Genomic DNA, 16050 nt, shown 5'->3' on the forward strand with positions numbered 1-16050 from the left:
TCGCCGACCACCTTTCGCAGGGTAGGTCGGCCTGCGAACTGGCGAGCGACCGCCGCCTTGAAATCGAATACAGAATCAGGGGGGGGTTGGCATGACAGGTCCTCTTGTTGGTGGGGTGGCCAACCTAGAGAAACCGCTCTTATCCATGGTGCTGGATAAATAGCACCCGCCCAACAAAAAAGGCCCTGTTCTTGGGAACAGAGCCTTTCTCACTCAACGCAGCGATCAGCTGTACACACGCCCCAGCAACTGGCGGTGGCTTTCGAACTGGTCCAGCACATCACGCACGATCTGCTCCGGCGCAAAGCCCATCAGGTCGTACTCCTGGCTGCCATCGTGCAGGTACACCTCGGCGCGGTAGAAGCGCTGGCGCACTTCCGGCTCACCTTCCACCGGCGCTTCGCTCGGCGCGGCCAGGTAGCCATCCAGGCTTACTTCATAGACGAACGGGTTGCCCTCTTCCATCAACACCCGCAGGCCCATCATGTTGCGCGACTGGCCAACCCGGGTTTCCACCTCGAAGCCCAGGGTCTGCAACTGCGCGGCGGCTTCTTTCAGCGCCGGGCTGACCTGCTTGTCCATGAAACGCTGCACCACGGCCTGGGTCGGCTGCAGTTCCAGCTGGGTCAGGCGCTCGCTGAAGCCACGACGGCCACGTGCGGCCAGCTCGGCACGCTCCTGCTCCACCACCACGTCCTGCTTCATGGCCTTGTACAGGCCGAACATGAACAGCACCAGCACCACCGAGAACGGCAGGCCCGCCAGTACCACCATGGTCTGCATGGCCTCGAAGTTACCGGCGAACAGCAGGCCGATGGTGACCAGGGTGATGACCACCGACCAGAACACCACCATCCAGTGCGGGGCGTCTTCGTCAACCTTGCCACCTTTGCACGACAGGTTGGCCATCATCACCGCGCCGGAGTCGGCCGGGGTGAGGAACAGCACGAAGCCGACGAACACCGCTACACCGATGACGATCTTGGCCGCCGGGAAGTATTCCAGCAGCTGGTAGATCGACATCGACGGCTGTTCCAGGGCGGTCTTGCCGAGTTCCACGGCGCCCTGGTTGATCACCAGGTCCAGCGCGGTGTTGCCGAAGATCGACAGCCAGGCCAGGGTGAAGCCCAGCGGGATCAGCAACACGCCGCTGACCAGTTGGCGCACGGTGCGGCCCTTGGAGATACGGGCAATGAACATGCCGACGAACGGGCCCCAGGAGATCCACCAGGCCCAGTAGAACACAGTCCACAGGCCCAGCCAGCGCTCGGACTTGCCGGCTTCGCCTTCATACACATAGAGGTCGAAGGTTTTCAGCACGATGCCGTTGAGATAGTCGCCGATGTTCTGCACGAAGCCGTTGAGCAGGTGCAGGGTTTCGCCGCCCAGCAGGACGAAGATCAACAGGCCGCTGAACAGCACGATGTTCAGGTTGGACAGGCGGCGAATGCCGTTTTCCACACCCGAGACCGCCGCCACGGTGGCAACGCCGGCCATGACCAGGATCACCACCAGCAGGTTGGTCTTGCTGTGGTCCATGCCGAACAGGTATTCCAGCCCGGAGGCCACCTGCATCGAACCGATGCCCAAGTTGGTCACCAGGCCCAGAAGTGTGACGAACATGCCGAAGATGTCCACGGCATTGCCGGCAGCACCCTTGACCCAACGCTCACCCACCAGCGGGTACAGCGCCGAGCGCAGCGCCAGCGGCTGGTTGTGGCGGTAGGCGAAGTAACCCACGGCCAGGCCGACCAGGGCGTAGATCGCCCAGCCATGCAGGCCCCAGTGCAGGAAGGTCAGCTGCAGGCCCTGGCGCGCTGCGTCGAGGCTGGCAGAAGTGCCTTCCGGTGGGTTGAAGTAGTGGTCCAGCGGCTCGGAGGCGCCGAAGTACAACAGCGAAATGCCGATACCGGAGGAGAACAGCATGCCGGCCCAGGCGCCATAGCTGAAGTCGGGCTGGTCATCCTTGCCGCCAAGCTTGAGCTTGCCGTAGTCGGAGAAGGCCAGGTAGATGACGAACAGCAGGTAACCGCCGATTACCAGCATGTAATACCAGCCGAAGGTGCGCGTCAGCCATTTCTGGGCTACGCCCAGCACTTGGCCGGCGGTTTCGGGTACAGCGATAAGCAAGGCAGTCAAAACGAGAATCATCAGCGCGGAGGTGAAGAACACCACGCGGTTGACCCGTACCCTCTCGGCCGGAGGGTTGGTAAGTGAGGCAGAACTCATTGCACGAATGCTCCGGGCAGTGCGGCTGTGGAGGCTAATCAGTCTTTCCCGAGCAATTGGTGGAATATCCCCACTGCATCAGGTGTTATAAAAGCACCCTTGGAAACCGTGATCCCGAATCGATACGTTGCAAAAAACAGACAGGTGGCCTGCTGCAAATGCCACGCCTCAGCTGAGGTGCGCGCATTCGTCACAGATCACCCCGCCCGCTCCAAGGGCCCGCCGCAGGGTCCATGACCGCACGGCAGAATCTGCATTTCGCATCGCTCATGCCCGTCAACGCCTTGTATTCAGGGGGTTACGCGATTTCCTGGGGTGTCAATCCGTGCTTTCTCGACCGCCTTAAAAACTGTCAATGGCACAAATTGTCGCAGAGCTTATTCTTTATTGATTGAACGTTCAATCAAAACAAAATAGACTGGCCTTCGCCGAGTCAGCCGCCCGTCGTCTGCTCGCAGGCCTGAGGAGAACGCAAGATGCCCAAGGTCGGTATGCAACCCATCCGCCGCCAGCAGTTGATCGAAGCCACGTTGCAGGCGGTCGATCAGGTCGGACTGGGTGACGCCAGCATTGCGCTGATTGCCCGTTTGGCCGGTGTGTCGAACGGCATCATCAGTCACTACTTTCGGGACAAGAACGGCCTGATAGCAGCGACGATGGGTTACATCATGAACATGCTCAACGAAGGTGTCAGAGCACGTCGCCAGGCCCTGACGGACGACAGCCCGCGCGCCCACCTGAAAGTGATCATCGAGGGCAACTTCGATGCCAGCCAGGTAAACGGCCCGGCGATGAAAACCTGGTTGGCCTTCTGGGCTTCCAGCATGCACCAGCCCGATTTGCACAGGTTGCAGCGGATCAACGACCACCGCTTGTATTCCAACCTGTGCTGCCAGTTCCGCCGCGCCCTGCCGCTCTACCATGCGCGCAAGGCAGCCCGCGGCCTGGCAGCTTTGATCGACGGCTTGTGGCTGCGTGGCGCCCTGTCGGGTGATGCATTCGACACCGACCAGGCGATACGGATTGCTTACGAATACATGGATCTACAACTGGCTAAACAGCACACCCTGGGTACAAACGACCAGGCCGCTGAACAACCGCGCACGGCCCTTGCCAACCCAGCAGGAGCGTGACGCGCAAGCCAAACCACACACTGCACTTGCGAGGACACTATGGCCCGTTTCGGAACGCAAAAACTCTACATTGATGGCGCTTACGTCGACGCTGGCAGCGATGCCACCTTCGAAGCCATCAACCCGGCTACCGGCGAAGTCCTCGCCCACGTGCAACGTGCCACCGAGGCTGACGTCGAGAAAGCCGTCGAAAGCGCCGAGCGTGGCCAGAAAGTCTGGGCCGCGATGACCGCCATGCAGCGTTCGCGCATCCTGCGCCGCGCCGTCGAGATCCTGCGCGAGCGCAACGACGAGCTGGCCATGCTGGAAACTCTGGACACCGGCAAGTCGTACTCGGAAACCCGCTACGTCGACATCGTCACCGGCGCCGACGTGCTGGAGTACTACGCAGGCCTGGTTCCGGCCATCGAAGGCGAGCAGATCCCGCTGCGTGAATCGTCCTTCGTCTACACCCGCCGCGAGCCGCTGGGCGTGACCGCCGGTATCGGCGCCTGGAACTACCCGATCCAGATCGCCCTGTGGAAATCCGCTCCGGCCCTGGCCGCCGGCAACGCGATGATCTTCAAGCCGTCGGAAGTCACCTCGCTGACCACCCTGAAACTGGCCGAGATCTACACCGAAGCCGGCTTGCCGAACGGCGTGTTCAACGTCCTGACCGGCAGCGGCCGTGAAGTCGGCACCTGGCTGACCGAACACCCACGCATCGAAAAAGTCTCCTTCACCGGCGGCACCACCACCGGCAAGAAGGTCATGGCCAGCGCCTCGAGCTCGTCGCTCAAGGAAGTCACCATGGAGCTGGGCGGCAAGTCGCCACTGATCATCTGCGCCGACGCCGACCTGGACAAGGCCGCCGACATCGCCATGATGGCCAACTTCTACAGCTCGGGCCAGGTTTGCACCAACGGCACCCGCGTGTTCATCCCGGCTGAAATGAAAACTGCCTTCGAGGCCAAGATCGTCGAACGCGTTGCCCGCATCCGCGCTGGCAACCCGGAAGACGAAAACACCAACTTCGGCCCGCTGGTCAGCTTCCAGCACATGGAAAGCGTGCTTGGCTACATCGCCAAGGGCAAGGAAGAAGGTGCCCGCGTGCTGTGCGGTGGCGAGCGTCTGACCGCCGGTGATTTCGCCAAGGGTGCATTCGTGGCCCCGACCGTGTTCACCGACTGCACCGACGACATGACCATCGTCAAGGAAGAGATCTTCGGCCCGGTGATGAGCATCCTCACCTACGAAACCGAAGAAGAAGTCATCCGTCGTGCCAACGACACCGAGTACGGCCTGGCCGCCGGTGTCTGCACCAACGACATCACCCGCGCCCACCGCATCATCCACAAGCTGGAAGCCGGTATCTGCTGGATCAACGCCTGGGGCGAATCGCCGGCCGAAATGCCGGTCGGTGGCTACAAGCAGTCGGGCGTCGGCCGTGAGAACGGCGTCAGCTCGCTGGCTCAATACACTCGCATCAAGTCGGTCCAGGTCGAGCTGGGCGGCTACAACTCGGTCTTCTAAGGCCCTGTCCAGCCACGCCCGTGCCTCAGCGCACGGGCGTTCCTGCTCCCTGAACACCGCCAACACGAGGGTACTTTCATGTCCCAAGAATTCGATTACATCATCGTCGGTGCCGGTTCGGCCGGTAACACCCTGGCGACCCGCCTGACCGAAGACGCAGGCGTCACCGTATTGCTGCTGGAAGCCGGTGGCCCCGACTACCGCTTCGACTTCCGCACCCAGATGCCAGCAGCCCTGGCCTTCCCGCTGCAGGGCCGCCGCTACAACTGGGCCTACGAGACCGATCCGGAGCCGTACATGGACGGCCGCCGCATGGAATGCGGTCGCGGCAAAGGCCTGGGTGGCTCGTCGCTGATCAACGGCATGTGCTACATCCGCGGTAATGCCCTGGACTTCGATGGCTGGGCAGAACTGCCAGGCCTGGAAGACTGGACCTATCTGGACTGCCTGCCGTACTTCCGCAAGGCCGAAACCCGCGACATCGGCCCGAACGACTACCACGGTGGCGAAGGCCCGGTCAGCGTGACCACGCCGAAAGCCGGCAACAACCCGCTGTTCCACGCCATGGTCGAAGCCGGCGTGCAGGCCGGTTACCCGCGCACCGAAGACCTGAATGGCTACCAGCAGGAAGGCTTCGGCCCGATGGACCGTACGGTGACCAAGAACGGCCGCCGCTCCAGCACCGCCCGCGGCTATCTGGACCAGGCCAAGAAGCGCCCGAACCTGACCATCGTCACCCACGCCCTGACTGACCGCGTGCTGTTCGACGGCAAGCGCGCCATCGGCGTGACCTACCTGGTCGGTGACAGCGAAGAGCGCGTTGAAGCCCGTGCCCGCAAGGAAGTCATCGTCAGCTCCGGCGCCATCGCTTCGCCGCAGCTGTTGCAGCGCTCCGGCGTTGGTCCGCGCGCCCTGCTGGAAAGCCTCGACATCCCGGTGGTGCACGATCTGCCAGGCGTTGGCGAAAACCTGCAGGACCACCTGGAGCTGTACCTGCAGTACGCCTGCACCCAACCGGTGTCGCTGTACCCATCGTTGCTGTGGTGGAACCAGCCGGCCATCGGTGCCGAGTGGATGTTCAACGGCACCGGCATCGGCGCCAGCAACCAGTTCGAGGCCGGTGGTTTCATTCGTACCCGCCCTGAATTCAAATGGCCGAACATTCAATATCACTTCCTGCCAGTGGCCATTAACTACAACGGCTCCAATGGCGTGAAGGAACACGGCTTCCAGGCACACATGGGTTCCATGCGCTCGCCTGCCCGCGGCCGCATCCAGGCCAAGTCGAAGGACCCGCGCCAACACCCGAGCATTCTGTTCAACTACATGTCCACCGAGCAGGACTGGCAGGAATTCCGTGACGGCATCCGCCTGACCCGTGAAATCATGGCCCAGCCGGCACTGGACCCGTACCGTGGCCGTGAGATCAGCCCCGGCGCGCACGTGCAGACCGATGAAGAGCTGGACAAGTTCATCCGCGAGCACGCCGAAACCGCCTTCCACCCGTCCTGCTCGTGCAAGATGGGCACCGACGACATGGCGGTGGTCGACGGCGAAGGCCGCGTGCATGGCATGAAGGGCCTGCGTGTGGTCGATGCGTCGATCATGCCGCTGATCATCACCGGTAACCTCAACGCCACCACGATCATGATCGCCGAGAAAATCTCGGACAAGATCCGTGGCCGCAAGCCGCTGCCGCGCAGCACTGCCAAGTACTACGTGGCGGGCGATGCACCGGTGAAGGGCAAGCCGATGCGCGAGGTCAAGCAGGCGTAAGCCTGCACCGGCCTCTTCGCGGCTAAAGCCGCTCCCACAGGGCTCACACAGGTTTTGAAACTGTGCAGTACCTGTGGGAGCGGGTTCACCCGCGAAAGGGCCCGCCCAGGCAACACCCGAAAAGGCACCCACCGCGGTGCCTTTTTTTCATCTGCAGAAACGCTTTACAGCCTGCCAATTCATCAGGTTAGAATCATTTGGCACGCGACCTGCTAGCGTCATGCTATCAAGTCCCCTCCCCCGCGGTCCCCGGAGTACCTGCCTTTGGATGCAAGCACCATCAACAGCCTGTTCCTGATCGGCGCATTGCTGGTGGGCGCAAGTATCCTGGTCAGTTCGCTGTCGTCGCGCCTGGGCATCCCTATCCTGGTCATCATCCTTGCGGTCGGCATGATCGCCGGCGTCGATGGTGGCGGCATCATCTTCAACAACTATCCGACCGCCTACCTGGTGGGCAACCTGGCGCTGGCCGTGATCCTGCTCGACGGTGGCCTGCGCACACGGGTGGCGAGCTTCCGCGTGGCGCTGTGGCCGGCGCTGTCGCTGGCCACCATCGGCGTAATGATCACCACCGCCCTCACGGGCCTGGTCGCCGCCTGGCTGTTCGACCTGAGCCTGATCCAGGGCCTGCTGATCGGCGCCATCGTCGGTTCCACCGACGCTGCGGCGGTGTTCTCGCTGCTCGGCGGCAAAGGCCTGAACGAGCGGGTCACCGCCACCCTGGAGATCGAGTCGGGTAGCAACGACCCGATGGCAGTTTTCCTCACCGTCACCCTGATCGACATGATCGCCAGCGGCCAGACCGGCCTGCACTGGAGCCTGCTCACCCACCTGCTGCGCGAATTCGGCATCGGCGGGCTGGTGGGCCTGGGCGGCGGCTGGCTGATGCTGCAACTGGTCAACCGCATCAAGCTGGCTGGCGGCCTGTACCCCATCCTGGTGATCGCCGGCGGCCTGGTGGTGTTCTCGCTGACCAACGCCCTGCACGGCAGCGGATTCCTTGCCGTGTACCTGTGCGGCCTGGTGCTGGGCAACAAGCCCATCCGCAGCCGCCACGGCATCCTGCACATGCTCGACGGCATGGCGTGGCTGGCGCAGATCGGCATGTTCCTGGTGCTGGGGCTGCTGGTCACGCCCCACGACCTGCTGCCCATCGCCCTGCCGGCGCTGGGCCTGGCGCTGTGGATGATCCTGGTGGCGCGCCCGCTGTCGGTGGTCGCCAGCCTGTTGCCGTTCAAGGCCTTCCACGGCCGTGAAAAAGCCTTCATTTCCTGGGTCGGCCTGCGCGGTGCGGTTCCGATCATCCTCGCGGTGTTCCCGCTGATGGCCGGCCTGCCGGACGCCCAGCTGTTCTTCAACCTGGCCTTCTTCATCGTGCTGGTGTCGCTGCTGGTGCAAGGCACCAGCCTGCCGTGGATGGCCAAGCTGCTGAAAGTGACGGTACCGCCAGACCCGGCGCCGATCTCCCGTTCGGCGCTGGAAGTGCACATCACCAGCGAGTGGGAAATGTTCGTCTACCGCCTGGGTGCCGAAAAATGGTGCATCGGCGCCGCCCTGCGCGAGCTGAAGATGCCCGAAGGCACGCGAATCGCCGCGCTGTTCCGGGGCGAGCAACTGCTGCACCCGTCCGGCAGTACGGTACTGGAAGTAGGCGACATGCTCTGCGTGATCGGCCACGAGCACAACCTGCCGGCCCTGGGCAAGCTGTTCAGCCAGGCACCACAACGTGGCCTCGACCTGCGTTTCTTCGGCGACTTCGTGCTCGAAGGCGATGCCGAACTGGGTGCGGTGGCAGCGTTGTACGGTCTGAAACTCGACGGCCTGGACGCGAAAATGCCACTGGCCCAGTTCATCCGACAAAAGGTCGGAGGCGCTCCAGTAGTAGGTGACCAGGTCGAATGGCATGGCACGATCTGGACCGTGGCCACCATGGACGGGAACAAGATTCAGAAAGTAGGCGTCAGATTCCCCGAAGGAACGCGACCCGGACCAGGATTGTTCCTCTAAACTTCGTTTCTGCCGGATCCACAAGTAGTCTGCCTATGTCCCTGCGCGTGTACCTCCGCACAGCCCTGTTCGGGCTGTGCCTGTCTCTCTCGTTCGCCGCTGGCGCGGCCGAGCTTCCCACCACGACTAGCATCCAGAGCAGCCTGAACAAGATTTCCCAGCCCAAGGGTGCCGAGGCCGACCCCAAGGCTGCGCAACAGACACCGGAGCAGAAGGCCCAGCAACAGGTGCTGGAACAGACCCTGGCACTGCTGCTCAGCAAGGAAGACAGCGAAAAGAAGCTTGAGGCACTCAAGCAGCAATTGGCTGGCGCGCCCAAGGAAACCGCCGACAGCCAGCGCGAGCTGATCAAGCTCAAGGCCAGCAAGCCACTGCCGGTGGCCCAACGCTACGCCACCCTGAACGTGCCACAGCTGGAGCAGATGCTCAGCGAGCGCAGTACGCAACAAGGCGAACTGCAAAAGGCACTGTCGGATGCCAACAGCCTGATCATCAACTCGCAGACCCGCCCAGAGCGGGCTCAGGCAGAAATCAGCAACAACCAGACACGTACCCAGCAGATCAACCTCAGCCTCAAGAGCGGCAAGGAGAACGGCAAGCCACTCAACAGCGACCAACGCAACAAGCTCAATGCCGAGCTGGCGTCGCTCAATGCCCTGACCTCGTTGCGTCGCCAGGAACTGGCCGGCAACGGCCTGCTGCAGGACCTGGGCAATGCCCGTCACGACCTGCTGATCGAGCGCGCCACACGAATGGAGCAGGAAATCCAGGACCTGCAATCGCTGATCAACGAAAAGCGCCTGGCCCAGTCGCAGCAGGCGGTCACCCAGCAATCGATCGAAGCGCAGAAAGCCGGCGGCAGCACCCTGCTGGCCAACGAAAGCGCTGCCAACCTGAAACTGTCCGACTACCTGCTCAAGAGCACCGACCGCCTCAACGAGCTGACCCAGCAGAACCTGCGCAGCAAGCAGCAGCTAGACAGCCTGACCCAGGCCGACCAGGCCCTCGATGAACAGATCAGCGTGCTCAAGGGCAGCCTGCTGCTGTCCAAGATCCTCTACAAGCAGAAACAGGCCCTGCCGCACCTGAAAGTGGACCGCGACCTGGCTGACCAGATCGCCGATATCCGTCTTTACCAGTTCGAGGTGAACCAGCAACGCGAGCAGATGAGCAGCCCCGCCGCGTACGTCGACAACCTGCTGCTTGGCCAGCCACAGGAGCAGGTTACCCCTCAGCTGCGCAAGGCGCTGCTGGAGGTGATGATTACCCGCGTCGACCTGCTCGAACGCCTCAGCCGGGAGCTGTCGGCACTGCTCAACGAATCGATCACCTTGCAGCTCAACCAGAAGCAGCTGCTCGGCACCGCCCAGGGCTTGCGCACCACGCTCGAAGAGCAGATGTTCTGGATTCCCAGCAACAAGCCACTGGACTGGGAATGGCTGAGCCTGGTGCCGGCACGCTTTGCCGACCAGGTAGCCAGCCTGCCCTGGGGTTCGGGCCTCAAGGAACTGGCCGATGGGCTGGGCCAGCGCCCGCTGCTGTTCCTGCCCTTGCTGTTGGTGATCGGCGGCCTGCTGTGGCGGCGCAAATACCTGTACCAACGGCTGGGCAAGGTGCACCAGGACATCGGCCACTTCCGCCGTGACAGCCAGTGGCACACGCCCCAGGCGATCTTCATCAACATCCTGCTGGCAATGCCGGTCAGCCTGGGCCTGGCCCTGTGCAGCTACGCCCTGCAGATCGACGCCCGCGGGCAGAATGCCAACCTCGGCGCCGCCCTCTGGCAACTGGCCCAGGCCTGGCTGGTGTTCTACACCGCCTACCGCATCCTCGCCCCGGGCGGCGTGGCGGAAATCCACTTCCGCTGGCACAAGCCGCAGGTCGAGTTCCTGCGCGGCTGGGTGCGGCGCCTGGGCACCGTGGTACTGGCACTGGTCGGTGTGGTGGCGGTGGCCGAACATCAGCCTTCGGCGCTGGCCGATGATGTGCTGGGTATCGGCGTGGTACTGACCTGCTACGCACTGATGGCCTGGCTGCTCAGCCGCCTGCTGCTCAGCAGCCCGGCACACCGCGACACCTCGCTGTTCCGCAAGGCCGTGGGCGTGGCCTTCACCGCCCTGCCCATCGCCCTGTTCGTGGCCGTGTGCTTCGGCTACTACTACACCGCGCTGAAACTTACCGACCGGCTGATCTACACCCTGTACCTGCTGCTGTTCTGGCTGGTGATCGAAGCCGCGTTCGTGCGTGGCCTGTCGGTGGCGGCACGGCGCCTGGCCTACCAGCGCGCGCTGAGCAAGCGGGCGGCGGCCAAGGAAGGGCTGGATGGCGAAGTCATCACCGAAGAACCAACGCTGGATATCGAACAGGTCAACCAGCAGTCGCTGCGCCTGATCCGCCTGGCCCTGCTCGGCGGCTTCATCGCCGGCCTGTACTGGGTGTGGTCGGACCTGATTTCGGTGTTCGCCTACCTCAACAATTTCACCCTGTACGAGTACTCCAGCGGCACCGGAGCCACCGCCAGCATGGTGCCGATCAGCCTGGGCGACTTCCTCGGTGCGCTGGTCATCATCGGCATCACCTTCGCCCTCGCACGGAACTTGCCCGGCCTGCTCGAAGTCCTGGTGCTGTCGCGGCTCAACCTGGCCCAGGGCAGTGCGTATGCCACTACAACCTTGCTGTCCTATGTCATCGTCGGCGTCGGTATCGTCAGCACCCTGTCGACCCTGGGGGTCAGCTGGGACAAGCTGCAATGGCTGGTGGCCGCGCTGTCGGTGGGCCTGGGCTTCGGTATGCAGGAGATCTTCGCCAACTTCATCTCCGGCATCATGATCCTGTTCGAGCGCCCGGTACGGATTGGCGACACCATCACCATCGGCAACCTGTCGGGCACGGTGAGCAAGATCCGCATCCGCGCCACCACCATCACCGACTTCGACCGCAAGGACATCATCGTCCCCAACAAGACCTTCATCACCGGCCAGCTGATCAACTGGTCGCTGACCGACACGGTCACCCGGGTTACGCTGAAGCTGGGCATCGACTATGGCTCCGACCTGGACCTGGTCCGCGACCTGCTGCTCAAGGGAGCCCACGAAAACCCGCGCGTGCTCAAGGACCCGGAGCCGATCGTGTACTTCCTCAACTTCGGTGAGAGCTCGCTGGACCACGAGCTGCGCATGCACGTACGCGACCTGGGCGACCGCAACCCGACGCTGGACGAGATCAACCGCTACATCAACCGCGAGTTCAAGGCTCACAACATCAAGATCTCGGTGCGCCAGGTCGAGGTGTTTCTGATGGATCCGAAGGGCGGCAAACAGCAGCTGATTCCGGTGGAGCAGCCGAAACCGGATGGCACTGCTTCGGCCTGAGTGGGCTCTAATACTTTATTCTGTGCAGAATCCCTGCGAGGGCTTCGCCCTCGTGCGCGCCTGCTCCCACAAGGGCCGCGCCGCTCTCAGGCACTGCGCAATACCTGTGGGAGCGGGCTTGCCCGCGAAGGGCCGCAAAGCGGCCCCAGTCCATCAATTTCTGGAGCCGGCCCCGTGAAAGCCCTCGACCAACTCACCTTCGACAATCGCTTCGCCCGCCTGGGCGACGCGTTCTCCACCCAGGTCCTGCCCGAACCCATCGCAGACCCACGCCTGGTGGTAGCGAGCGAGTCGGCCATGGCGCTGCTCGACCTCGACCCAGCCCAGGCAGAGCTGCCGGTTTTCGCCGAGCTGTTCAGCGGCCACAAGCTATGGGAAGAGGCCGACCCGCGGGCGATGGTCTATTCCGGCCATCAGTTCGGCTCCTACAACCCACGCCTGGGTGATGGCCGCGGCCTGCTGCTGGCCGAAGTGCTGAATGACCAGGGCGAACACTGGGACCTGCACCTCAAGGGCGCCGGCCAGACGCCCTACTCGCGCATGGGCGACGGCCGCGCCGTGCTGCGTTCCTCGATCCGCGAGTTCCTCGCCTCCGAGGCCCTGCACGCCCTGGGCATTCCCAGCAGCCGGGCACTGTGCGTGATCGGCTCGAGCACTCCGGTGTGGCGCGAAACCCGCGAAAGCGCAGCCATGCTCACCCGCCTGGCGCAGAGCCATGTGCGTTTCGGGCATTTCGAATACTTCTACTACACCAGGCAGCCGGAACAGCAGCGCGTGCTGATCGACCACGTGCTGGAGCAGCACTACCCCGAATGCCGCGATGCCGAGCAGCCTTATCTGGCCATGTTCCGCACCATCGTCGAGCGCAATGCCGAGCTGATCGCCCGTTGGCAGGCCTACGGTTTCTGCCACGGGGTGATGAACACTGACAACATGTCGATCCTCGGCATCACCTTCGACTTCGGCCCGTACGCCTTCCTCGACGACTTCGACGCCAACTTCATCTGCAACCACTCCGACGACCGTGGCCGCTACAGCTACGCCAACCAGGTACCGATCGCCCACTGGAACCTCAGTGCGCTGGCCCAGGCGCTGACCACGGTGATCGAAGTCGAACCACTCAAAGAGGCGCTGGGCCTGTTCCTGCCGCTGTACCAGGCACACTACCTGGACCTGATGCGCCGCCGCCTGGGCCTGACCACCGCGGAAGAGGACGACATGGCGTTGGTCGAGCGCCTGTTGCAGCGCATGCAGAGCGGTGGTGTGGACTACAACCTGTTCTTCCGCAAGCTGGGCGATCAGCCCGTGGCCGAGGCGCTGAAGGTGGTGCGTGACGACTTCATCGACCTGGCCGGTTTCGATGCCTGGGGGGCGGACTACCTGGCCCGCTGCGAGCGCGAAGCGGATAATGTCGAAGGGCGGCGTGAGCGCATGCATGCGGTGAACCCGCTGTATGTGCTGCGCAACTACCTGGCACAGAAAGCTATCGAAGCGGCCGAAGCGGGGGACTACAGTGAAGTGCGACGGTTGCATCAGGTGTTGAGCAAACCGTTCGAGGAGCAGGCCGGGATGCAGGGCTATGCCGAACGCCCGCCGGAATGGGGCAAGCACCTGGAAATCAGCTGCTCCTCCTGACCAACTCCGAACCCTGTGGGAGCTGGCTTGCCGGCGATAGGGCCCGAACAAACAACACAAGGAATTGATATGTCCGAACCACTGGTTATCCCCTGCCCCCACTGTAACGGCCTCAACCGCCTGCCCGCCGAGCGCCTGGGCGACGCGCCGAAATGCGGCCGCTGCAAACAGGACGTGCTGCTGAGCACCCCCTTCGAACTCACCGAAGCCAGCTACGCCAGCCAGATCAAAGGCGACCTGCCACTGCTGGTCGACATCTGGGCCGACTGGTGCGGCCCGTGCAAATCCTTCGCCCCCACCTTCGAACAGGCCGCCCGCCAACTGGCCGGCCGCTGCCGCCTGGCCAAGCTCGACAGCGAAGCCAACCGCAACCTGGCCGGGCAACTGGGCATCCGCTCTATCCCCAGCCTGCTGCTGTTCAAGAATGGCCGTGAAGTCAGCCGTCAGGCCGGGGCGTTTCCACTCCAGTCATTGCTGGAGTGGTTGCGTAGCCAGGGGGTTTAAGCGTTCTCTTCGAGCAGCGAATGCAACTCGACAAACTGCTGGGTCAGCTTGTGCCTGGGCTCCAGGTGAATCAGCGGAAGGCTGGCATGGTGCGACTCACGCATCTTCACCGAGCTGCCCAGGTACACCGGTAGCACCGGGAGCCCTTCGGCCAGCAGCTCGTCGAGCATCTGCTGTGGCAGGCTGGCACGGGACTGGAACTGGTTGACCACGATGCCTTCGACCACCAGGTCTTCGTTGTGGTCATCCTTGAGCTCTTCGATCTCAGCCAGCAGGCCATACAGGGCCTGGCGCGAGAAGCTGTCGCAGTCGAAAGGAATCAGCACGCGATCGGCGGCGATCAGTGCGGAAACCGCATAGAAGTTCAGCGCTGGCGGGGTATCGATGTAAATGCGCTCGTAGTCCTCGTCCAGTTCGTCGAGCAACTTACGCAGCTTGTTGATCTTGTGCTTCGCCTCAAGCTTCGGCTGCAGATCGGCCAGCTCGGCCGTGGCGGTGACCACATGGAGGTTGTCGAACGGGGTTTCGTAGATATCGACCTGGTTCTTCTTGCTGAACGGCCCGCTGGACAGGCTTTGCTTGAAGAAGTCGGCGATGCCCATGGGGATATCGTCGCCGGTCAGGCCAGTCAGGTACTGGGTCGAGTTGGCCTGGGCATCCAGGTCGATCAGCAGGGTCCGATAACCTTCGCTGGCGCTCACAGCCGCCAGGTTGCAAGCGATGCTCGACTTGCCCACACCACCTTTCTGATTGAACACCACGCGCCGCATGATTGACCTCCGTGTATCAACGAATGCCCGAGTATGTGGCGCCGCTGCGGCAATGACCAGTGCCATTTGCCCGGAACAACTACACTGCCCCGCCAACCACCTGCCCCGTGAGCAACTCGGCAAATGCCCGTGCCATCGCCGACCCACCATGCTCGCGCTGCACCAGCCACACAGCCGACATCGCCCCTTCATCCAGCAGCGTACGATAGACCACCCCCTCGATGCGCATGCGCTGGAACGACGCCGGCAGCACCGATACCCCAAGCCCTGCCGATACCAGCCCGATGATGGTCATCGCCTCCCCCGCCTCCTGGGCAAAATGCGGGCTGAAACCCGCCTGGCGCGCCAGGCTCAGCAACTGTGCGTGCAACCCGCTGCCATAGCTGCGCGGGAAGAACACGAACGGCTCATGAGCCAGCGCGGCCATTTGCACGCCATGCTCCGTGCCTTCGGCCAACGGATGCGAGGCATTGATCACTGCCACCAGCGGCTCGCGAAACAACTCGGTGGCCATCAGCCCTTCCGGCAGCGGCATCGGCCGCATCAGCCCGACCTCGATGGACTCGTCGAACACCCCTTCCGCCACATCGCGGCTGCTCATTTCCTTGAGGTTCAGGTGCACCGCCGGGAAGCGCTGGCGAAACGCGTGGATGGCCTTGGGGATCTTCGAGGTGAACGGTGCCGAGGAGGTAAAGCCGATCTTCATCTCCCCCAGCTCCCCCAACTGCGCACGCCGGGCGACATCGGCAGCCTTTTCCACCTGCGCCAACACCTGACGGGCCTCCTCGAGGAACAATCGACCCGCCTCGCTCAGCTCCACCCGACGGTTGGTGCGCTCGAACAGCCGGGCACCCAGTTCCTGCTCCAGCGCTTGGATCTGCTGGCTCAAGGGCGGCTGCGAAATACCCAGTTGCTGGGCAGCGCGGCCAAAATGCAGCTCTTCGGCCACGGCGATGAAGTAACGCAAATGGCGCAGTTCCATGATCAGCTCCGAACAGGTCGCAAAACATCTCAAATAGGTCGAACAATATATTGGATCTAATCATTAGCCAGCTATATGCTTTTTTCATTGCGCCAGAGGTACCCCCCGTGAAAACTGCTGCAGCTGCCCTT

Annotated in this window: 10 protein-coding genes; 7 read left to right on the top strand and 3 right to left on the bottom strand. The window is 63.0% G+C overall.

The genetic code is table 11. The features are described from left to right. Nucleotides 1–225: 225 nt before the first annotated feature. Entirely contained in the window at nt 226–2172 is a 1947-nt protein-coding gene (locus KDB76_RS26750) for a BCCT family transporter (protein WP_230684671.1), read from the bottom strand. A 533-nt stretch (nt 2173–2705) separates the two neighbouring features. Between KDB76_RS26750 and betI the strand changes: the two genes are divergently transcribed. The 7 genes from betI (at nt 2706) to trxC (ending at nt 14167) form a co-directional block, all read left to right on the top strand. Next, the gene (betI, locus tag KDB76_RS26755) at nt 2706–3362 is read left to right on the top strand and encodes a transcriptional regulator BetI (RefSeq protein WP_003259891.1); all 657 of its coding nucleotides are present in this window, start codon (nt 2706–2708) and stop codon (nt 3360–3362) included. Between the two features lie 39 nt (nt 3363–3401). Continuing rightward, a complete protein-coding gene (gene betB, locus KDB76_RS26760; protein WP_013974588.1) occupies nt 3402–4874 on the top strand; it encodes a betaine-aldehyde dehydrogenase in 1473 nt (490 codons plus the stop codon). A 78-nt stretch (nt 4875–4952) separates the two neighbouring features. Next, nucleotides 4953–6650 carry a choline dehydrogenase gene (gene betA, locus KDB76_RS26765; protein WP_013974589.1) on the top strand — a complete coding sequence of 566 codons (1698 nt, stop codon included), beginning with the start codon at nt 4953–4955 and terminating at the stop codon, nt 6648–6650. A 264-nt stretch (nt 6651–6914) separates the two neighbouring features. Then, nucleotides 6915–8657, top strand: a complete 1743-nt coding sequence (locus KDB76_RS26770) for a potassium/proton antiporter (RefSeq protein ID WP_013974590.1) — start codon at nt 6915–6917, stop codon at nt 8655–8657. Between the two features lie 35 nt (nt 8658–8692). Beyond that, nucleotides 8693–12028 (top strand): mechanosensitive channel MscK, encoded by a 3336-nt coding sequence (gene mscK, locus KDB76_RS26775; protein WP_013974591.1) that lies wholly within the window; start codon nt 8693–8695, stop codon nt 12026–12028. A 174-nt stretch (nt 12029–12202) separates the two neighbouring features. After that, entirely contained in the window at nt 12203–13663 is a 1461-nt protein-coding gene (selO, locus tag KDB76_RS26780; protein WP_013974592.1) for a protein adenylyltransferase SelO, read from the top strand. Nucleotides 13664–13732: 69 nt separating this feature from the next. After that, complete coding sequence (gene trxC, locus KDB76_RS26785; RefSeq protein WP_013974593.1) at nt 13733–14167, top strand: thioredoxin TrxC; 435 nt, start codon at nt 13733–13735, stop codon at nt 14165–14167. Here the strand turns inward: trxC and KDB76_RS26790 are convergent. Next, the gene (locus tag KDB76_RS26790) at nt 14164–14937 is read right to left on the bottom strand and encodes a ParA family protein (RefSeq protein WP_013974594.1); all 774 of its coding nucleotides are present in this window, start codon (nt 14935–14937) and stop codon (nt 14164–14166) included. The two genes, trxC and KDB76_RS26790, sit on opposite strands and share 4 nt — an antisense overlap. A 79-nt stretch (nt 14938–15016) precedes the next feature. Next, nucleotides 15017–15919: a LysR family transcriptional regulator gene (locus KDB76_RS26795; RefSeq protein ID WP_023660965.1), complete on the bottom strand. Its 903-nt coding sequence runs from the start codon at nt 15917–15919 to the stop codon at nt 15017–15019. Nucleotides 15920–16050 lie beyond the last annotated feature (131 nt).

It is taken from the genome of Pseudomonas sp. JS425 (assembly GCF_018223845.1).
Lineage (GTDB): Bacteria > Pseudomonadota > Gammaproteobacteria > Pseudomonadales > Pseudomonadaceae > Aquipseudomonas > Aquipseudomonas asiatica.

Excerpts from the sequence above, each read along its gene's own strand:
- betI (WP_003259891.1), top strand. The coding sequence starts at position 2,706 with ATGCCCAAGGTCGGTATGCAACCCATCCGCCGCCAGCAGTTGATCGAA.
- betB (WP_013974588.1), top strand. The coding sequence starts at position 3,402 with ATGGCCCGTTTCGGAACGCAAAAACTCTACATTGATGGCGCTTACGTC.
- betA (WP_013974589.1), top strand. The coding sequence starts at position 4,953 with ATGTCCCAAGAATTCGATTACATCATCGTCGGTGCCGGTTCGGCCGGT.
- mscK (WP_013974591.1), top strand. The coding sequence starts at position 8,693 with ATGTCCCTGCGCGTGTACCTCCGCACAGCCCTGTTCGGGCTGTGCCTG.
- trxC (WP_013974593.1), top strand. The coding sequence starts at position 13,733 with ATGTCCGAACCACTGGTTATCCCCTGCCCCCACTGTAACGGCCTCAAC.
- KDB76_RS26790 (WP_013974594.1), bottom strand. The coding sequence starts at position 14,937 with ATGCGGCGCGTGGTGTTCAATCAGAAAGGTGGTGTGGGCAAGTCGAGC.
- KDB76_RS26795 (WP_023660965.1), bottom strand. The coding sequence starts at position 15,919 with ATGGAACTGCGCCATTTGCGTTACTTCATCGCCGTGGCCGAAGAGCTG.